At 30.3% G+C, this 20,871-nt stretch carries 19 protein-coding genes and 1 tRNA gene; 3 read left to right on the top strand and 17 right to left on the bottom strand.

Annotated features, from left to right (window positions below; genetic code table 11):
• Positions 1-48: 48 nt before the first annotated feature.
• The 4 genes from ABNT22_RS15100 to ABNT22_RS15085 all read right to left on the bottom strand — a co-directional run bounded on the left by ABNT22_RS15100 (position 49) and on the right by ABNT22_RS15085 (position 6,214).
• Positions 49-2,142 (bottom strand): protein-disulfide reductase DsbD family protein, encoded by a 2,094-nt coding sequence (locus tag ABNT22_RS15100; protein WP_348717841.1) that lies wholly within the window; start codon positions 2,140-2,142, stop codon positions 49-51.
• A gap of 186 nt (positions 2,143-2,328) precedes the next feature.
• Positions 2,329-3,873 carry a hypothetical protein gene (locus ABNT22_RS15095; RefSeq protein WP_348717842.1) on the bottom strand — a complete coding sequence of 515 codons (1,545 nt, stop codon included), beginning with the start codon at positions 3,871-3,873 and terminating at the stop codon, positions 2,329-2,331.
• Between the two features lie 164 nt (positions 3,874-4,037).
• Positions 4,038-4,901: an ABC transporter ATP-binding protein gene (locus tag ABNT22_RS15090; RefSeq protein ID WP_348717843.1), complete on the bottom strand. Its 864-nt coding sequence runs from the start codon at positions 4,899-4,901 to the stop codon at positions 4,038-4,040.
• Between the two features lie 5 nt (positions 4,902-4,906).
• Complete coding sequence (locus tag ABNT22_RS15085; protein ID WP_348717844.1) at positions 4,907-6,214, bottom strand: serine hydrolase domain-containing protein; 1,308 nt, start codon at positions 6,212-6,214, stop codon at positions 4,907-4,909.
• 216 nt (positions 6,215-6,430) lie between these two features.
• Here ABNT22_RS15085 and ABNT22_RS15080 point away from each other — a divergent pair, with 216 nt between their 5' ends.
• A complete protein-coding gene (locus tag ABNT22_RS15080) occupies positions 6,431-7,387 on the top strand; it encodes a sensor histidine kinase (RefSeq protein ID WP_348717845.1) in 957 nt (318 codons plus the stop codon).
• A gap of 1 nt (position 7,388) precedes the next feature.
• The gene (locus ABNT22_RS15075) at positions 7,389-8,090 is read left to right on the top strand and encodes a response regulator transcription factor (protein ID WP_348717846.1); all 702 of its coding nucleotides are present in this window, start codon (positions 7,389-7,391) and stop codon (positions 8,088-8,090) included.
• 180 nt (positions 8,091-8,270) lie between these two features.
• Here ABNT22_RS15075 and ABNT22_RS15070 read toward each other — a convergent pair whose 3' ends face one another.
• The 7 genes from ABNT22_RS15070 to ABNT22_RS15040 form a co-directional block, all read right to left on the bottom strand.
• Complete coding sequence (locus tag ABNT22_RS15070) at positions 8,271-9,146, bottom strand: WG repeat-containing protein (protein ID WP_348717847.1); 876 nt, start codon at positions 9,144-9,146, stop codon at positions 8,271-8,273.
• A gap of 254 nt (positions 9,147-9,400) precedes the next feature.
• Positions 9,401-10,576, bottom strand: a complete 1,176-nt coding sequence (locus ABNT22_RS15065) for a hypothetical protein (protein ID WP_348717848.1) — start codon at positions 10,574-10,576, stop codon at positions 9,401-9,403.
• A 422-nt stretch (positions 10,577-10,998) separates the two neighbouring features.
• On the bottom strand, positions 10,999-11,262 hold the full coding sequence (locus tag ABNT22_RS15060; RefSeq protein WP_348717849.1) for a hypothetical protein: 264 nt from the start codon (positions 11,260-11,262) through the stop codon (positions 10,999-11,001).
• Between the two features lie 91 nt (positions 11,263-11,353).
• A complete protein-coding gene (locus tag ABNT22_RS15055) occupies positions 11,354-11,773 on the bottom strand; it encodes a hypothetical protein (RefSeq protein WP_348717850.1) in 420 nt (139 codons plus the stop codon).
• Between the two features lie 125 nt (positions 11,774-11,898).
• Complete coding sequence (locus tag ABNT22_RS15050) at positions 11,899-12,375, bottom strand: hypothetical protein (RefSeq protein WP_348717851.1); 477 nt, start codon at positions 12,373-12,375, stop codon at positions 11,899-11,901.
• A 60-nt stretch (positions 12,376-12,435) separates the two neighbouring features.
• Positions 12,436-12,918, bottom strand: coding sequence for a hypothetical protein (locus tag ABNT22_RS15045; RefSeq protein ID WP_348717852.1), 483 nt, complete (start codon positions 12,916-12,918; stop codon positions 12,436-12,438).
• A gap of 149 nt (positions 12,919-13,067) precedes the next feature.
• A tRNA-Pro gene (locus ABNT22_RS15040) sits at positions 13,068-13,142 on the bottom strand.
• 175 nt (positions 13,143-13,317) lie between these two features.
• Between ABNT22_RS15040 and trxB the strand changes: the two genes are divergently transcribed.
• Complete coding sequence (gene trxB / locus ABNT22_RS15035) at positions 13,318-14,256, top strand: thioredoxin-disulfide reductase (protein WP_348717853.1); 939 nt, start codon at positions 13,318-13,320, stop codon at positions 14,254-14,256.
• 48 nt (positions 14,257-14,304) lie between these two features.
• Here trxB and ABNT22_RS15030 read toward each other — a convergent pair whose 3' ends face one another.
• From ABNT22_RS15030 to ABNT22_RS15005, 6 genes are all read right to left on the bottom strand, one after another.
• The gene (locus tag ABNT22_RS15030) at positions 14,305-16,404 is read right to left on the bottom strand and encodes a DUF2306 domain-containing protein (RefSeq protein ID WP_348717854.1); all 2,100 of its coding nucleotides are present in this window, start codon (positions 16,402-16,404) and stop codon (positions 14,305-14,307) included.
• A 146-nt stretch (positions 16,405-16,550) separates the two neighbouring features.
• Positions 16,551-17,291, bottom strand: coding sequence for a LytTR family DNA-binding domain-containing protein (locus tag ABNT22_RS15025; protein ID WP_348717855.1), 741 nt, complete (start codon positions 17,289-17,291; stop codon positions 16,551-16,553).
• A 136-nt stretch (positions 17,292-17,427) separates the two neighbouring features.
• Entirely contained in the window at positions 17,428-18,261 is an 834-nt protein-coding gene (locus ABNT22_RS15020; protein ID WP_348717856.1) for a type II CAAX endopeptidase family protein, read from the bottom strand.
• A gap of 50 nt (positions 18,262-18,311) precedes the next feature.
• Positions 18,312-18,911, bottom strand: a complete 600-nt coding sequence (locus ABNT22_RS15015; protein ID WP_348727159.1) for a helix-turn-helix domain-containing protein — start codon at positions 18,909-18,911, stop codon at positions 18,312-18,314.
• Between the two features lie 620 nt (positions 18,912-19,531).
• Positions 19,532-20,371: a GNAT family N-acetyltransferase gene (locus tag ABNT22_RS15010; RefSeq protein WP_348717858.1), complete on the bottom strand. Its 840-nt coding sequence runs from the start codon at positions 20,369-20,371 to the stop codon at positions 19,532-19,534.
• Positions 20,368-20,856: a DUF7000 family protein gene (locus ABNT22_RS15005; RefSeq protein WP_348717860.1), complete on the bottom strand. Its 489-nt coding sequence runs from the start codon at positions 20,854-20,856 to the stop codon at positions 20,368-20,370. Before ABNT22_RS15005 ends, ABNT22_RS15010 begins: the two co-directional genes overlap by 4 nt.
• Positions 20,857-20,871 lie beyond the last annotated feature (15 nt).

The following is a 20,871-nucleotide window of genomic DNA, read 5'->3' as shown; positions in this document are numbered from 1 at the left end:
ATATGTAAAAAAATAAAAGAGCAGTAATTAATTACTGCTCTTTTATTTTTATTGAACTAGATCTTTTTGATCTGTTGATTCTAATGTTGGAACCAGTTCTATTGCTGGTTGTGTAATGGTATTGTTTAATTCTTTAAACACATCTAAACCACATTGTAAAAAGTTGGTATAGTCACCTTCGTCTGGAGTATATCCCACTGGTTTATTTAAGATCTGTTTTCCATCAGCGCTTAATAAAACATAAAAAGGTTGTGAGTTTGTTTTAAAAAATTGTGTTTGGAAGTTAGCCCATTTATGACCATAACTTTCCAGTTTTCTTGTACCTCCATTAATCCTATTTACATGAACTTGCTCGTTTTCTGGAAGTGTTTTTCTATCATCAACATATAATGAAATCAATACATAATCATTTCGTAAGTAGTTGTCAACTTTTGCTAATGGCCAAATATGCTCTTCCATTTTCCTACAGTTTACACAAGCATATCCTGTGAAATCTAGTAAAATAGGTTTGTTTACTTTTTTAGCATATTCAATTCCTGTTTTCAAGTCTTTAAAACATTCTAAGTTGTTCGGGCAATCATTTGGATAGATAAAGCTATATCCGACAGGAGGAGCTAAACCACTTAATAAAGTTAAAGGAGTAAATGTTTTTGTTTCTTCATTAACTCTAAATCCAGAGGCTAAATATATGGTAAAGGCCAATACCAATACTCCAAAAGAAATTCTAAAGAAAGATAATTTTTTAATCGGTGAATCATGTGGGAATTTAATCTTACCAAATAAATAAAGAGTAAGTCCAGCAAAAATGATAATCCATAAAATTAAGAAAGGTTCAATCTTTAATATATTCCAGTGCTGTACTAAGTCTGCATTCGAAAGGAATTTAAAAGCTAATGCTAATTCTAAGAATCCTAATACTACTTTTACTGTGTTTAACCACCCACCAGATTTAGGTAAAGAGTTAAGCATATTAGGGAACATTGCAAATAAGGCAAAAGGTAACCCTAAGGCTACACCAAATCCACCCATTCCGGCAGTTAATTGCCATGCACCACCATCTGTAGTTAGTGATCCTGCTAATAATGATCCTAAAATTGGTCCAGTACAAGAGAAAGATACAATGGCAAGTGTTAGGGCCATAAAGAATATTCCTAGAATACCTCCAATATTTTCTCCTTGCGTTGTTTTGTTCGTCCAGCTAGCTGGCAAGGTTAATTCGTAATATCCAAAGAATGAGAACGCAAAGAATAGAAAAATGACAAAGAAAATTACATTTAACCATACGTTGGTTGATATTTCATTTAAGATATCTGGATTGATAGAATCCATTAAATGGAAAGGTATACTTAGTACTAAGTATACTGCTAAAATGAAAAATCCATATAACAAAGCTTTGTATATTCCAGAGCTTTTGCTTTGTGCTCCTTTTTTAGTGAAAAAGCTAACTGTCAAAGGAATCATAGGAAATACGCATGGTGTAAGCAAGGCTATTAACCCTCCAAAAAAACCAAGCATAAAAATATTCCACAGCGATTTTCCTTCCTTTTTTTCGTTTGTGGTACTTGCTAGTTCGTCATTACAATTTGTAGTAGTTGGATTCATCTCACTTGGAGATAAACCATATAGTAATTGATTTACTTCAGTATCATTTACGCTAATAGTTTCTTCTTGAGCACCCTTGTCTAAAGTTTCATTGTTAAAGGTGAATTCAAAGTTTTCATCCGATGGAGGAATGCATCGTTCTGCATCACAGGCCATAAAATTAACACTACCTATTAGTTTTGTTTGTAAATCTTTGATTTTTATTTTTTGAGTAAACACGGCTTTCTTTGTAAACTTAGAAACAGTCATGTTATCAAACAGTGGGTCTTGAGAGGTTTTTTTGTTGGTCTCACTTTCAATAACGTTTCCGATAAGTTCTACGGCATCATTTGCATCAAAGAAAAACTCGGTTGGTACAGGGCCTCCTTTCTCAATATGTTGAGAATATATTGCCCATCCTTGATCTAAATTAGCTGTAAAAATTAAATTAAATTCAGTTTCATTAATTTTTTCAGCCTTAAAGTTCCATTTTACTGGCTCTAAAATTTGAGCACTTACGATGTTAGATATTAACAGTAATAATACAATTAATCTTTTCATTGTTTTGACTGGTTAATTATAATCGAACACAAATCTAAATAAAAAGATGAGTTAAAGAAGTTAATAGTATAATAAATTGAATGAAAAGCCCCATTAGTTTTTTTAATGAGGCTTTTTAGCTTAAATTAATTTGTTTTCTGATTTAACTAAATAGATTGCAGTGGTTTATAAAATATTACTGAAGTTTTATGCTTTTCTAAGTTGATAGATTCTAGAAAGATATATTAAAATTAGCAATGAACATATACATATCAGTATGGTTGAGAAAAACTGATTTGAAACTTCTAGAAAACCAAAGTAATTCGTTATTGGAATGCTATTAATGTTTGCATAGGTTATCAAAAAGAATACTACTTCAAATAGTTTTTTACCTTTTGTTAAAATTCCAAATACTGATGCGAGTAAGACAATAAAGAATGCTCCAAGACTAACAGATATTATAGAAAGAAAGTTTGTTTGAATACCTAATCGTATGAAGAGAGGAGTAGCTAAGAACAACATTAATAGAAATGCTGAAAGAATTTGTGAAGTCAAAACTCTTTGGATTGGTTTAAACGAGGCAAAAGCAAAGTAATGTATATTGTTGTTAATTTCTTTAGAAGTTAAATTAGATAATCGGCTTACTTGGAAAAACCATAAAATAGGTAATACAAATTGATGTGAGATACTAACAGGTAGCGTTGTTAGGAATATCATTCCAATGATATTTAGAAACCAGAGCCATTTGCTACCGTTTCTTATAAGTAACAAGAGTTCTGTTTTTACTAAAGGAAAAATTCCAAAGTTGTTTTGCACTTTTGGTAGAAGAGAAAGGTTAATATCTTTCATTCCTTTTGAATCTAAACGTATCTTGATTTTTGCTTTTGAGTTTACTTTTTTGAAGGAAAAACGATGAAATAGTGGAGTTACCATAGTCATAATAATTAGGCCTAAAAGAATCCATACTATACGACTTAAAATAAAACTCTTTGGAAAATCAATACCGTTAAATTCAAAAGTCTTTGCTTTTGTTGTGTTTCCTAAAACATATCCAACGGTCATATCAATGTCTTGTTCTAAACCTTTGATGTTTCTTACTTTTTGTTCCAATTGATGAATTACAATTTTACTACCAAAAACATCTGTAGCGAATTCTGCTTCTGTTGTTGCTTGAGGTATCATTAAAAAAGAAAATAAAAAGAAGTAAATAACATTTTGAAGAACAGTATACTTTCTCAAAATAATTTCAAAACATACCGCAATAACCCCTACTAAAAACATAGCAGGTATCGGAATTAACAAGTATGGTTTTACGAATTTCCATATTTCAAAAGCCCCTCCATCGTTATATAAAAAGAAGAGTGCAATGCTCATGATAAAAACTACACCAACAATGGTAAGTAGTATTAAAAAATTACTAATTGCTTTTGATAAGATATAAAGAAAGTTAGACAATTGAGTAGCCGCTATAATCTGTCCTACTTTCGTATCAATATCTTTTTTTATTCCACTGTTTACTAAGTAAAACCCTATAAGAGATAAGAAGATAGAAGTCATAATTGCCGTGACATAGCCAAACCAAGCAGCATTATATACACCAACATAATCATCTATTCTAATTGTGGAGTAATTGGCATTAGGCTCTGGTACAAACGTGTATCCAATAGCTAAACTTGCACATAAAGTTATGAGAAAAGCATAGCTTCTAGTACGTTGTAGATAATCGTATTTTATAGTTTTTATAAAGCTCATAATTGGTGTTTTAAAAATTCAAAAGGCTTTTAGAAATTTGCTGTTAATGAGCATTGTATACTCCAAAGTGAATTTTGCTAGAAAAGAGTAGGATAATAATAAGTACTATAATTCCAGCGACGATAATTTTTTGTGATGACTTTTTGTTTATAAGATGTTTCATGCTAATTTGTTTTGGTTAGATATAAATAAGCGTCTTCTAAATTTGCATTGCGTTTTATTGAGTTTTCAATAGGTTTTTCAGAAATATATCTAACAGTTAAGTTTTCTTGTTTTCGAGTTGTACTTACTACTAAATGTTCATTTTTAAGTTGCGATAAAAAATCTTTACTAATAACCGTTTCAAAAACTTTGTTTTGAACTAAGTTGATAGTGTCTTCTTGATTCCCTTGAGAAATCAACGAACCATTTTTCATAACAACGACATTATCGGCAATAGTATCAATATCAGATACGATATGAGAAGATAAAATAACGATGCAATTTTGTGCTAAATTCGAAATGAGATTTCGAAAACGTACACGTTCTTCAGGATCAAGTCCAACCGTTGGTTCATCAAAGATGACTACTTCCGGATTATTTAATAAAGCTTGTGCTATACCAATACGTTGTTTCATTCCGCCTGAATATGTACCAATAGGTCTCTGTGCTGTATCAATTAGATTCAGGTTTTCGAGTAAGTGAGTAATACGTTTTTTTAAACCGTTGCCACCAACACCTTTTAATGCCGCTAAATATTCTAAAAACTCATAGGCATTAAGGTTAGGGTATACACCAAAGTCTTGTGGTAAAAAACCCAGTTGTTTTCGCATAAAATTTGGATTTTTAACAATGTTATTTTGATCTAAATATATATGTCCATTGGTTGGTTTACTAACGGTAGCAATCATTTTTAATAGGGTTGATTTACCTGCACCATTCGGGCCTAATAATCCTAGAATTCCATTTTCTATAATTAGAGAGAAGTCTTTTAAACCGAATTTATCTCTGCTATATTTTTTAGATACATTTTTAATATTGAGTGTCATAATAATTAAGGATTAATTCGTTTGATAGTAGTTTCTAATCCATTTTGTCTGAAAATTAATTCATCGTTTTTTTGAGGGTTTACTTCTAGCTCTATTCCGAAAGAACCATTGTATAATTTGTTTTCTTCCTTGCTAACAAGAATTACTTGCGCTCCTTGGGTTAAGAAATAGATATGGTTGTTCTTTTCTATGATTTCCATTTGCATTTTCATACCATGAGTATCAAATTGATATTTTCCTAAGGCGCCTTTGAATTGAGAAGTAATGTTTTTACTGAAGCTAATGGTAGAAGGTTTTCCGTTTATATAATCAAATAATTCTTTCTTTAAAATTTTATTGAATGGGATAATTTCTCCATTTGAGAAACAAAGTATAAGTTTCTTTTCTTGCGGATTGTAATACTCTCTATAGGCATACCCTAAGTTGTTTCCTCCATGTCCGATATATCCATCCTTAAATTGAATCATTCCCAATCCATAATTAGCATCATCAAAAGAGGTTAGGAGCTTTAAAGAGTTTTCAGAAAGCAAGGTTTTCTTTTCAAATAAATGATTGTAAAATAGTTGCATATCGTGTAAGGTTGAGGCAACAGATCCTGCCGCATAGGCATAATTAGAAAAGAAGCGATGATCTAAGAATTTAGAAACATCTTTACCTCGATGTGTAGGAGGAGCAAGGTTGTTTAAGCTCTTAGAAAGATATGGATAGCTTTCTTGCATATTTGCTGGTTGAAAAATACGTTCTTCTAGTAAATCGAAGTAACTTTTATCGGCTACTTTTTCTAGTATTTTACCTAATAAGATATAATTGGTGTTACAGTACTGATACTTGCCTACTTTTTCTAAGTTTCCAGCAGGAATTCTATTTAAAATGTTTTGATTATAAGCGCTATCACTTTTTGCAAAGTACTCTTCTGTATAATTACGACCAACAATCTCACCTAAACCACTTCGATGACGCAATAGTGCTTCTATAGTTAATGAATTGTCTACATTTTGAATAGCCTGTAAATAAGTACCTATGGAATCGGAAAGTTTTAAATTTCCTTTTTCAGCTTCTTGTAATATTAAAATAGCGGTCATTTTTTTGGTAGCACTACCAATGTTAAAAACAGTGTGTTCATTAAAGTTTCTTTTACCAATGTTGGCAACTGCTGTTTTTCCTTTAGTACTTGTTAGAATAGTAATGTCTTGATTTAACTCTTTTAGGTATGGAGTATACTTTTCGGTTAATTGAGTTAAAGACTGTTGTGCAGAAGCAATCTGCTGTAATAGTAACAATAAGATTAAAGTAATGAGTTTTGAAGAATTCATAATAAAAGTTTTTATGATTATTACCTCAAAATTGGGGTTATAGTTGCTTACTTAAAAGTTTACATGATGAACCCTTTAATAAAAATGATGAAGGACTTTTTTTAGCAATATCATTAAAAAACTTCCTTTGACATGGTGCTTTAGTCCGTTTATCATTAAAATATGAGCGGTTGGGATATAAAACTTACTTTTATAAAGAATTTGAAAAATGATATCATGTCAAAATTTGATGCCCTTATTGATAATAAAATTTTCCAAAACATAGCTGTTTGGGGAGTACTGTTTTTTCTGATTGCTTTTACCATTACTGCAGATAATAAATGGATGGCTTCGTTGTTTGTAATTGGAATTTTAGCTCCACCTATTTATGTAAGTAACTTTTATATTTTACCCTATTTTAAAAATAAACCTTGGGTATTTTTAGGGCTATTTCTTTTAAATACGGTAATATTTTCGGCGATATCGGTTTATATCGTAGGATTGGTTTTAGGGCAACAACAATTTAAATCATATATCAATTTTTTAGGCATTTTATTATTAGCATTAACTTTTGGGGCAGCCTTAAAAATAGCTAGAGATAGTTTTGTGAGAAGACAAGAGGAAAAGAAAGCAGAGTTACACTTATTAAAAGCACAGTTGAATCCTCATTTTTTGTTTAATACTTTGAATAATTTGTATGGATTGTCGGTTATAAAATCTGATAAATTGCCTAATCTAATGTTGAAATTGTCTGACTTGTTGCGCTATAGTTTATATGATACTTCTTCTGTATTTGTGTCTTTAGAAAAAGAAATTAAGTATCTAGAAAATTATATTTCTCTGGAAAAAATTAGATTAGAGAATGTTGAAATAGAAATGTCTATTCAAGGAGCTATTTCAAATAAAAAAATAGCTCCAATGTTGTTGATTGTGTTTGTTGAAAATGCCTTTAAACATTTAGGAGGGAAAGATGAGAGGGTTGAAGTATCTATGATAGTAAATGAGAATAGTTTGCATTTTTCTTGTATGAATACAAAAGAAAATATGCCTTCTGAAAACCTTGAAACTGGAAAAAGTGGTATTGGTTTGAAGAATGCTAAAAAAAGACTAACATTGTTGTATCCGAACAATCATACGTTAACAGTAAAAAATAAAGAAAATAGCTTTTTGGTAGATTTAAAATTGAATTTTTAGCATGAAAACATTTCGATGTATATTGGCAGATGACGAGCCTATTGCTCGTCAAATACTTGAAAATTATATACAGGATATTCCCAACCTAGAGTTAGTGGCTTCTTGTAAAAATGCATTTGAAGTAATGGAGGTTTTACAAAAGGAAACTATTGATGTGCTGTTTTTAGATATTAATATGCCTAAGTTGTCTGGAATTAGTTTGTTGAAAACAATGCAACATAGACCAGAAGTTATCATTACAACAGCCTATCCAGAGTATGCTATTGAAGGTTTTGAATTATCAGTTACCGATTATTTATTAAAGCCTTTTTCTTTAGAACGTTTTTTACAATCAATCGCAAAATTGAATAAAAATGTAATGCTAGAAAAAAGGGTGGTTTCTTCAGAAGTTTCTAAAGAACAATCAATATTTGTAAAAAGTGATAAAAAGACGATTAAACTTTATTTTGATGAAATAACGCATATTGAGGCTTATGGGAATTATATCAAGATTTTTGCTGATGAAATGATCTTGACACCATTGACTTTATCAGATTTTTTAATAAAACTTTCAAGTGACTTTATACGTATTCACAAATCATATGTGGTCAATTTTAATCATTTAAAGTTAATAGATGGGAATCAGTTTGTATTGCGAAATAACGTGAAGCTTCCCATAGGAAAGTCATATAGGAAATTGGTTGCAGAAAAGGTTAACAACTAGTTGCATTAGTTTTCTAAAATGAAGGAGTAGAAGAAGGTAGTATAAATGATTATATAAAATGGTCTTGATCATATTTTGTTGTGTAGTTCAAGATTTAGTTTAGGAAGTGTATGCTAAACTGAAAATCTACGAGAATTTTCATGGATAGACAGGAGTAAACTATTCTTATTACACATTTTTTTATTCCATTGGTATTATTTTTTTTCCTTTTTTATTTAAATAATGAATTCCTCCTCCAAAATGAGGTGCTCCATAAAATTCTATCAATTCTCCTTGAAACCCCATATAGCAATGCATTTCTATTTTAATAAGAGTTTTTCCTTTTTCGTCAATCAGAGTATCAAAAAAATAGTCGTTAGTAGTTTCAAATACACGTTTTTCAATTCTTACTGCACATACTCCATTTTTAAATTCATCTATTTTATAAAATTGAGGTTTAATAATTACATTGTTTGAATTGTCTTTAAAACCCCAAAGGTCATTTTTTTGAAAAGGAATAAAATTATCGGACCTAAAATCCATTTTATTTTTTGATTCTAAACTATCATTTTCTCTTAAGTCATAGATTTCTATTCTTGAAAAAGTTTTTGAGTCAATTCTTTTTCCTTTTGTATTTATAGGATAAAAATCGGAGAATTCCTTGTCACTCACATATGCAATTCCATTTCTAAATTCCCCATCTCCATCTTTCCAAGTTTTTTCAAATTCGTTTACTCCTTTTTTATTTACGAACCAATGTTCTTCAAAACTTGAAATTCTTGCAAAACCCTCACTAAATCCTGTTTCTGGAAAATTATTCTTAATATCGAAAACTTTATTTCCTAAAGTGTCAATAAAAATCCATTTATAACCTTTTTTTATAACTTTTTTGGAAACAGCACAAAGTCCCTCGCTGAAATCACTAACCTTGAGATATTCTGCTTTTATTTTAATTTTTCCGTTTTTATCCATAAATCCGTACTTGTCATTTTCGGATTGGAATCTATAAAGCCCATTTCCTTGTCCATAGGAAAATCCTGAGGCTAAAATCAGAAGTGATACTACTATTGTTTTCAATACTTTTTTGTTGTAAAGTTAAATAAACCGAATGAACTTTTAGTATTGTGAGATTTTGTCAAAATATAAATTTGCAACCAATTCATTATGTATTTGTTGTATACGGATTAATTAATTCTTCTATAATTTTTTGTAATTCTATTGTATTTATTTCATTAAATGTAGAAACTTTTTTTGGCGTTGCTTGCTCAAGGACTTGTAATTTTATCTTTAAACTCGCTATGAGCGATACACCTTAACTGGGTTTTAGTTTTCTATTTAGTTACAACAAACCAAGGAATTTCAAACCGTCCTTTTTTTAGATAAATATTTGCGTTATCATTAATTTCTAAATTTTCATAAAGTTCTTTAGATACGGATACATCATCATTTTCAGTTTGCGGACCCCAAGATTCTAACTCTAAGTAATATGTTGTTGCTTTACCAGAATTAATGCGTTTGTTTAATACTTTTGAGAGGTAAGTCTTTGGAGTACTTTCGTCATGCATACAGTTTAAAGTAACTACTGCCCCATAACCGAACCCCCAAAATAAAATACTAAGAGATAAAACAGTAAAGTAATCTTTGACTTTTTTAAATTTAAATTCCTTTGTTCCATAAATCACTAAAGTTATCAAAGTAATTCCGATAGTAATTGATGGAATCCAAATATTAGAATAATCAAAAATATTATAATCAAGAAGAGCTCTTAAAAACAATCCAGAAGAGGGCATTAACATAGCATAGATCGCAGTAGGATAAGCACTTCCTTTCTTCTCATCAATCCTTATGAGTCCTTTGTAGTAGATTAAGATTAGTGTAGTAATAATTGGTAATACAATTAAAGATAGAATAGAATATTCATAAGGCTCCGGTTTAAACAAGTTCCAAACAAGTAGGAGTCCACCAATCCAGTTTAAAGCTTTAGCAACTTTTTTAGCTTGATTAAGTTTAGAGGCTCTTTCTTCTACATTTCTCCCATATTCAAAACTTTCTAAGACTTCAGCCTCTTCTTTTTCTTCATTTGTTTGATGTAAATCGGGGAAATTAGAGCTAAGCCACATTATTAACTCATTTGAATTACCAATATATGTACTTATTTTAATTCTCTTCTTTTTTTTAGTGTTTGGAAGTACAAAAATATAGTTCTGTTCTACTTGAAACCCCTTAATTTCTTGAAAATTCAAATCACGATTAATAAAAGTACTTCTTATACTTAATGTGTCAGATGATACTATAACTTTTCCTTTAATCGTATCTAATAATCCAACAACCATTAGTCCAATCATACCTAATGAAAGCGGAACAAAAAAATACAACATTTCAATAGAGGTATCATCTAATACGAATGGCATTATTAATAACCATCCGAAAAGAGCAATTAGTAATGGTGCAAAAATGTAAACGAAAATCGCCCAACCTTTTCCTATTTTATACTCTTTTATCATCATTTTTTAATGTATTAGTGTGTGATTTTTTTCGAGAAAAAGAGACGAGTCTTTTCCCTATACTTTGGAAAGATAATTAACAAGATTGAATTTATGTTGTGGAAATTGAGTTTGAAATAATTATCTATGGTGTTGTACTTTGGTGCTTATACGTTTTATTATTATCCAAATTGCATGTGTTAAAAACCCAGCTATTGTTCCGAAAATCCAAAAAGCAAGTGTTATTCCAAGTGTGGGCATTGCACAATTAATCCCATCAGGTCTTGGATCGGGATAAAAAAATCTTGGGATGACTAAAAAATAACAAACAAGAAAAGTCAGAAGAATAAGAAGTTCTGGAACTTTTTGTCCATATTTACGATTCAGATGGTACAGTCCTAACTGAATTAAAGAAAACCCGATAAGCAAAGGTATAATCATTTTATTCAGCTTTTGTTGAAGTACAAACCTCTTTCTTTTGTTTCAATATTTTCTATAATTAACTTTCTGCCATAAGAGAAAATTATTCTTACTGTTTCTCTATTTGTTTTTATTGTGCTGTTTTCGATTTCAAAACTATTTTGTCCTAACCAATCTCCAATAGAGGTTCCTTCTCCATATTTCCAATCTTGATTTTTTATGTAATATGCTGAATTAACATAGAAACCATAGGCAAAAATAATTCCGATTATTGCAAATAAAATTTTCAATCTTTTTTTTATTTCCTTTTCAGTATTAAACACATATTCAAGCTAAGCTGTATTTTAAATCGGTTTATATGTAGTTGCATAATGTTATTTATTAAGTTCTTATTATTTTTCCATTATTAAACTTTTTATATTCATGGTCAAATGGAGAATAATGGTCTTCTTCCCATTTACCATTTCTGAAAATGAATTCAATTCTATTAAAAGAGTCTGCCTTACCAATAATTAAGTTGTCTCCTTGATTTGGTACGTATTCAAAATCAAAACAATTTCTATTATTTAACTCATTTAGAACAAAATCAGAAGTCAGTCCATTACCAATATTACTTACAGGAAATAAATATCTTCCCATTTCTCTTTCTTTAGACATTCCGAGAAACTTAAACAAAGTCCAAGTATATTCAATTTGTTGATTCTTTTTCTTATTTCTATTTCGTTTTGACTTTTTATTGTGAACAATCGCTTTTGAGTCATTGCATTGGCACAATATAAATCCATTATTAAAATCACACATTTAGTTTTATTTTTTAAATATTCACAATGTTTTTTGTATTGTTACTTGTGCTTTTTGTTGTATACTGACTATATCACTGTTATTTCCATACAACTCTGTTTGAATTATTAATAAAAAGTATGTAATTAGTTATATCTGGGTGTTACATATTCGTCATAATGTTTTCTGTATTTTCTAAGAATCCGTCTTATTTGAAAGATGTTTTTAGATAGATTATCAATCGGAATTTCAACAATTTTCTTTTCTTTTATTTTAATTTTTAGGTAGGCAGCCCAACCTCTTGGTATTCCTGACCCTTTGAAAGTAATTTCTTCATTTTCTATTAATTCCCATTTTATAAAACCATACATAGGAACGCTGATACCATCTATAGATATGACAATTATTTTTTTAGGAGGTTTATTAATTTCTTTTAAGTTTTTAAATATGTAATAAAATGGTAGGGGAGAGAATATGCCGATAAGCCAATACAATTCGTGATTATCTTCTTTAATCGCCTGATAACAAAAAAATGAATAAAGAATTAAAATATATACTATTGTGATAATTTTCCATTTTTTAGATTCATAAATTTTAACATTATGTTCAATTTTTTCGCTCATAAAAATTATTGCATTTAGTTTTATCAGCACTTTCTAAAGCAGTCTGAAATTAGCAATCCACTATATACTTTGTTGTACAATGCTTTTTTTTAATACTCCCTCGTTAATAATTTCTGTTTTTTCATAAAATGGATTATACGAGTCGGCTTTCCATTCTCCATTTTTAAAAATGTAGGAAGAGTATTGGTATTCTAATTCACGATTAATTTTTTTTCCTCTCTTATTCAGTAACCAGCCTATTTCGAAAATTAAATTATCTCCTTCAGTTGGTTTGTAGTCAAAATCGAAACAATTTTGCCCGTTCAATTCTTTTAATATGAAATCTTCAGTTAGAGTTTTTGTCAAGTTTTGAGAAGGCATAATCATTAAACCGTCCATTCCGCTCCATTCTTTTCCTAAATAACGGTTTAACTTCCATCTAATTACCTTTAGAATATCTTTTTTACCCAAATGCTTTATTTCATCAGAATAGAGTTCTTGAATTTTAACAGTATTCATGTCTGAACAAGCACATAGTTCTAATCTTTCCGTTCGATTACACATAGTTTTATCTTTTATATAGTCAATTTATTGGTTGTGCAGAAGTTTAGATGTTGCATAGCTAATTTTTAATTTGAGGTATCAATATAATGATAATTGAAAAGTAATGAAATAAAAAAAACCTTGAAAATCGTTAGATTAACAAGGTTTTGTCGGGGTGGCAGGATTCGAACCTGCGACCTCCGCGTCCCAAACGCGGCGCGATAACCGGGCTACGCTACACCCCGAATAATTATCGGACTGCAAATGTAGAAAAAAAATACAATTGAAAAAGAAAAAAATGCAAAAAAATATTTTAGATGTAAGATAACCTTTCTTTATCGTCTAATAATCAAATTATATTTTAAAAAATTACGATAGAAATAAAAAAAAATTACATTTGTATCTCAAAATTTAAAAACGATGGCAGAAAAAATAAAATGTTTGATTATCGGTTCAGGTCCTGCAGGTTATACAGCGGCAATCTATGCAGCTAGAGCAGATATGAAACCAGTGATGTATACAGGAATGCAAATGGGAGGGCAGTTAACAACAACTACAGAGGTTGATAATTTCCCTGGATATCCAAATGGAACTGATGGTACAGCTATGATGGAAGATTTAAAAAGTCAGGCAGAGCGTTTTGGTACTGATGTTCGTTTTGGAATGGTTACTAAAGTGGAACTTTCTAATGAAGAAGGAGGAATTCATAAAGTAATGGTTGATGAGACTACAGAAATAGAAGCTGAAACAGTAATTATTTCTACAGGAGCAACTGCAAAATATTTAGGATTAGAAAGTGAACAACGTTTAATTGGTGGTGGAGTTTCTGCTTGTGCTACTTGTGACGGGTTCTTTTATAAAGGACAAGATGTAATTGTTGTTGGAGCAGGAGACACTGCTGCAGAAGAAGCTACATATTTAGCTAACATTTGTAGCAAGGTTACTATGTTGGTTCGTAAAGATTACATGCGTGCTTCAAAAGCAATGCAACACCGTGTAAATAAAACAGAAAATATTGAAGTATTATACAATACGGAGATTGATGAAGTTTTAGGAGACAATGTTGTAGAAGGTGTACGTGCTGTAAACAATCAAACAGGTGATAAGAAAGATATTCCAGTAACTGGGGTATTTATTGCAATTGGTCATACACCAAACACGCAATTATTTAAAGGTGTGTTAGATATGGATGATACAGGATATTTAATCACTAAAGGAAAGTCTACAAAAACAAATTTACCTGGGGTATTTGCTGCTGGTGATGTACAAGATAAAGAGTACCGTCAGGCGGTTACTGCTGCTGGTACAGGATGTATGGCTGCTTTAGATGCTGAACGTTATTTAGGTGCTTTAGAATAAAAGTTCGATTTATATAAATTAAAAAGCTTCCTAAATAGGAAGCTTTTTTTATGGAGTAGCGTTCAGTTGCTCGATCATTTTTTTGGCTTCCGGATTATCGGAATTCCATTTGAGTGATTGCTCAAAAGCTTTTAAAGCGTCTTCTTTCCTATTTAGTTTTAGCAAACTATTACCGTAATAATTGTAAATACGATGGGTATAGTAACCATGATTAGGATATAGCTTTAAATTAAGTTCAAAGAATTTAATAGCATCTTTATAATTCCCTTTCTCAGCAAGAGATTGACCGTACTCATTAATCAGGCGTTCTGAAATAGCATATTCAGAATCCTTGTTATACTCACGCTTAATAAATTCTAGAATTTCTTCTGTAGATTTTTTTGGTGCTAGTGTTGCGATTAGTTTTCTATTGAGCATCAGCTTTCTTACAATCCACCAATAGCGCCATGAAGGGGTTTTGGTTCTGTCAGAAAGATTGGTGTGCGTTAAATAATCTAGTTTGGTTTTATGCGCAATTACCACATTTCTTTTTGGTATCACGGTAATGAACTGCCCAGATCGATCCCATGAAGTATAGGCTCCTTCAAAATCAGGATTATCATAAAAACGTTCAAAAAGCCACCAAGAATATCCATATGATTGTTGCATTGGACTAGAGATATCTCTCCCCAATCTTACTCTTACAGAATCTTTAGAAATTACAGAAGAAGTTATTTTATCAATCCAATTTTCTGAAACGACTTGTTTACCTTTCCAAGCTCCTTTTTGTAAAAGAAGTTGTCCTATTTTAGCCATGTCTCTAGTAGAAAGATGCATTTGATACGAGGTAAACATCGATTTTTTTAAATCTCTAGTCGTATATTGATTTTTGATATTCCAATCTTCAAATTCCAGTGGAATAGCCAATTGATTTTCTAACTCCCAATGAAGATTGTTTCTCGTTTTACCCTGAAGAATTGAACTAGCAACATTATAATCCCAATTATTTATCATAAAATAGTCACCTGGTTTTACACTTCCTCGTTCTCGTTCTCTTGGAAACGTATAAATGTACCTTTGGTTTTTTGGATACAATACACCTGATGTTGAGGTAAGAAGGTTTTCTATGGTAGCTTGTTTTTCAATAGGTAACAATCCATTGTATTCGTTGATATTATTCGCTTTCAGTGTTTCGTGTAAATTAATCGTGCTGTCTTCTACATATTTTCCGAAAAGTAAACTTATAAATCCTGCTTTAGAATCTTTGATATTACTAATTTCAGAAACATCTCCATATTCAAATACCACTTTACCATTTTCTAATACCATCATACTCGTGGTCTCTGATTCTTCTTTTAAATAGGTACGTATCTCTTTAAATTTTTCTTTAGTAAAGTAGGAAGTATCATCAATGGCTTTCTTTGTTATAGCTGTGCCTTGGAAAGAAGGTTTGCTATAAAACCAAGTTTGTAAGCTTGTATATGATAAAATAAGCATAATAACGGCAATAGCGGCAGTTCCTTTTAAGACAAATTCAATTTTATACTTTTTATAATAGTAGCGCACAGTATCTTTTTTATGGATGATCAAATAAGCTACAAAAAAATTAGGAATCCAACTTAACCAAACAGAAATTCCATAAGCTAAGTCAAAATTTTTGGTAATTGAAATTAACATTGGTAACCAAAATCGCAGTGTTACCGCAGCAAAAGTACCGGCATAACTATAGGTCATATATTCTTTATGAGCTGCGACATCTCCTTTTCGAATAGTTCTGTAGCCCATGTATGTTGCTGCAATCCATAAAAGAGCTCCAAAGGTAAAACCTATTTCAGTCGGTAATCCACCTCTTGCAAAGAACCCTATATAAAATCCAACAGGGCCAGCTATAAAAATAGCACCTACATATATTTTACCTATGATTCTATGAAAGGATGGATACTTGTTTCTAATTTTACCTATAAATTGTATCCAACCAATTAGTAAAGCAATCCCTCCAAAAGCAATATGTATAAAAAATGAAACTTTGTATATTATACTGTTGAGTACTTCTTCGGGTTTCATAGCCAATAGGTCAATTGGACCATCGGCGAGAAAATATTTTAGTGGTCTTGTAATACCAATAAATAAACAAAGGCAAATAAAAATGAGCCATAATAATCTCTTCATTTTGATTGAATTTTTAAGTTTTATAAGCTCAAAATAGAATCAAAAAAGAAGGATTTAATCAAAAAGAATCGTGAAGGTATAAAACCACTTTTTTTTGGTTAAAATAAAGTAGTGTGGTATAAAACCACCCTTTTTTGGTACGAATTTTATAGGTTAAGTAGGTTGTTTTTATAGCTTTTTGAAACAGGAAGTTCCAGTTGAGCAACGAAGATTGTATTCGTGTCTTTCCACGATTTAAAATGCGTTGGATTGATTAAATGTGACCTATGAATTTGGAGAAGAAAATCAAAATCTGTTTGAATTTTTTTCAAGGTACTACGAATCAATTTTGTTTTTAGTTCTTCATTTTCCATGTAGAAGATTTCTACATAATTTTGTGCATTGGAAATACATACCAATTCAGCTTGTTTAATTTTTAAGAAATCTAGTTTATTGGTTCCTTTAATGGTAATTTCGTTGGTTTCTTTATGAAGAATTAGTTTAAGTGTATATTTCCTTGCTATAACTATTATTGGAGTTAGAATTAAAAAAACATTAATACTGATGTTGAAAAAAAACTCAGAGAAATGATAAATCCCTTTTATGATTGAACTTTTATAAAAAGTGTAGGTGATAATTGTATAAATGGTGTATAGAAGAATGTAGATACAAATTTCATTAAGAAGTGTCCATTTTTTAGTTTTATTAAAAACACTTTTTTGTACTAGACTTATAATAAAGTAACTTATAAAAATAGCAAGACCAAACCCTGTACTTACTTTTAGCCATATTTTTAAATCCATATAACCATGTTCAAAGGGCCTCGCTAAAATACTAAACAAGAAGCTCCAAATGGTGAGTACAATGGCTACAATCGTATGGTGTTCTACTGATGGATTTAATTTCATGGAATTCAAAAAATACGCGCTAAAATTACATTTTAAATTGAATGAAAAAAAGATTAATTTTTTGTTTAGGATTCAATCAAGAAAAAGTTGCTCTAGATAAAGAGCAACTTTCTAATATTTAATAGCATTTTTCCCACTAAGCTTGTTGTTTATTTTTGAGCTTTCTCCAGAATAGAAAGCCAAATATTAAAATGAGATCAATACATATAAAATTACTCAGCATGGCAAAACCAAATTCATTATTCAATTCTGAAACCGACAAGGCAATTGCATTGAAATGATTGTTGGCACCGTGAAATAGAATAGCAATGAAAATAGAATACTTTTGAAATCCTAGATATGCAATGATTAGAGAGAAAGCAGTGCATGCCAAAGGATAGGTAATAAAAGCTTCCATATACGGGTGGTCAGGAAAATTGTACCCTTTTAAGGCAACTGGTAAATGCCAAAATCCCCAAATTATCCCTAAAATGATTACTCCTTTGATTTCACCGAAAGCTTTAAACAATTTTTCTTGTAGGTAACCTCTCCAACCAATTTCTTCTCCCATTACCAAAACACTAGTTGCTAAAAAACCTAGGCCTATCACTAAGGCGATTTCCATAGGACTACCAAGAATAGCCCAATTTGGACTTGAACGATAGCCCAACTCTATTTGACAATAAAACCCGACAATTACATAGATTATGGGAATAAGAATAGCCAAAATACACGTGCGTAATGAAGGTTTGATAAAGCGTAGTGAAGTCCAATTACGACCTTCTTTTCGGTTAATTATAAAAGCAATGATGGCAGGTAAAAATCCATAGATTAATGAAAAAGCACTTCTAAAGATAAGATTTGAAAAATTAAAAAGATTTAGAAATAAGAATCCGAGTCCCCAAGAAAGTCCTAATACCCAAAGGGTATATTTTTTCGCTTTATTAAAGTTTGTTTGTCGCTCTGTTGCGCTGTTAATTGTTGTATTCATAATTGTTGTTACTCATTTAAATTTTGAGCAAAACAACTGATAAACAATTTTTAAATCGACTCACTAGAAGCAGTGAGACTTTTTTCTATGCTTTTTTTGAATTGTAAAGGTGTTATTCCTTCCTTTTGTTTGAATGTTCTATTAAAAGTTGCTTTTGAATTGAAGCCAGCATCGAAAGCTAGAGCCAGTAAGGTTAAGTTTTTAGATTGTCCGTTTTGAATGCTTTTTTTAAAGTGATTTATTCGGTAAGAGTTTACAAATTCATAAAAAGAAGTTTTAAGAGAAGTGTTTAGGTAATTTGATAGTTTTTTATCTGTAATATCTAACAACGCAGCAGTTTCTCTTAAGGTTAAATTTTGCTTCTTGTAAAGTTGTTCTGATCTAAAAAGTACTTCAAGTTTTTCAGAAAACTCTGGGAGGTTTTGTATTTCAGTAATACGGTTTTCTTTTTTAGTAGGATGAGTAGACTTTTTGTTTTGAGGTAATTCTTGTTGCACAAGAAAAATATGTGTTTGATTCAAGCTATAGTATCCAATGTACCATATTAAACAGGCTAAGAAGGTTAAATTAAATAGAAGTATGTGTTCTAAGGAAGGGTGCACAAGTAATATTGCTCCAGAAATAACATCTAAAACTACAAAAGAAATCAATCCATAAATCCATATAGAAAGCCAATTTAAATTAACTCCTTTTACATAAGAATAATTGTTTTTTAAGAGGTGTCTATATTTTTTTAGAAATTGAAAGCTTAAAACTAAATGATAGATGAAATAAACAAAACCTAGAAAGGGAATGAGAAAACTAATTAAAACGAGATTGTTTTCAATATTATATCTTAAATCAGGCAGGAGATATTTAGGAATGCTAAATAGTATAAAGGAGATGAAAAATGGGATAAGGTCTTTTATTATTTTTTTTGAATTGATCTTCGTATTGTATATGGATTTAATATATCCTAACAATAAAGGACCAAGTGCAAAAGGAATGATAGAACCCAAAGGGAGTACAAAAAACAAAAGTTTGGGACTATAGATATAAGAAGCACCATAAGTTAAAAACAAAACAAGTAGGCAAGTAATAATACCAATGAGAATTTTATTAGAAAAATGCTCATGAATTCGTTTAGTGAGTAAAACAATTAATAAAATACAGAGACTAGAACCAGAATATAGGAGAAAAGTAAAAAGTTCTTTCAAGAGTAATTATTTTTTGTTGCAAACAAAGATAAAAGAAAGGGGGGAGGTCATCTCAAAAAAAGACATATTTGTCGTTATAAATTTAATTGCATTTCTAGTTGTTCAAGATAGTAAGAGAGCCCTATTTTTTCAAAAAACAAGCACAGTTCTTGATTACTATTATCAACATTAATTACTGAAATTTTGGTTTCATTCCCTTTTAATAGTTTGTTAATCAAGGATGAAGCAATTTTTTGTTTTCTAAAAGCTTTATCAATGGCAATTTGTTGTATTCTGTTACTCGAAGGATTGTAAATTACATATCCCACAAGTTGATTCTGATAATAGGCTCCTAAAGAGGTATGAATATGAGTTAATTCATGTAACGTATTGCTAGCGTTTTGCCAGGTAGGAGAAACGCTCCAAAAAGACTCCATGAGTTCCCAGTGATAAGAAGTTATTGGTTTGATTTTAATTGTTGAGTTGGTAGGTAAACTTGTAATTGTACCCTTAAAACAAGATAGGTTTCTTTTAATTTCAAAGCCTGCTTTTTGATAAGATTTGATGGCTTGAATGTTATTTGAAATTACTTCTAACTGAAGTTTGTTGATGCCTTTGGTTTTTAAAATAGGAAGGATATAAGAATACATTTGTTTGGTGAGCCCCAAACCTCTTTTTTCTGGAATAACTCCTGTACCACCATTGTATGCAATTTTTTTATGATTGATTACATCAAATCCATGTAAAATAAAACCAACAAGTGTTTCGTTTTCAAAAGTACCTACAGATAGAGATAAATCTGTTTTATCAGCTTTCATTTTAGCTAATAACTGTTCGTATGTTAGTTTGAACGGAACAAAATAATCAGAAAAAGAATGATTAAAAACTTCTAAGATCTCTTCTATACTTGTTTCTTTTAGAGTTTTGATATTCATATGAGCTTTTTTAGGGTTGAAATTATCATTTCAGACTCTTGAAGTAACTTTTGCTTTATATCTTTTGCTAATATAGGTAAGTTATCAAAATCAGGAGTGTCTTCAATGATTACCTCTAAAATTGAATATGTAGGCATTTCATTGTTGTTTTTATTCCATTTAGATTCTTTAAGTAACTCCCAATATTCTTTTTGAACTTTAACGGTGTTACCGAGTAACCATATTTCAAAGCGCATTTCTATATGGTTTAAAATAAGTCCTAATTTGAGTTTGTTGTTTTTTAAAAAGTCATTGGTATAATAGAAGTAGGTGTAATCCATGTACCCATGAAGAATACCTGTAAATGTATATTGGTTGGAAAGATTTTTAATGAAATTAACTCGTAGTTTCATTACAAATTTCACTAACTCATTGTAGGCTATGAGTATATCCCCTTTAGTAAGTTGCTCTTTGTAAATGGCTACATAATAATTTAAGTTTTTCATGTCTCATTTTATGAT

The sequence above is a fragment of the Tenacibaculum sp. 190130A14a genome (assembly GCF_964048965.1).
GTDB lineage: Bacteria > Bacteroidota > Bacteroidia > Flavobacteriales > Flavobacteriaceae > Polaribacter > Polaribacter polynesiense.
Note: the sequence above shows the minus strand (reverse complement) of the source record. Positions and strands in the feature narration are given on the sequence as shown.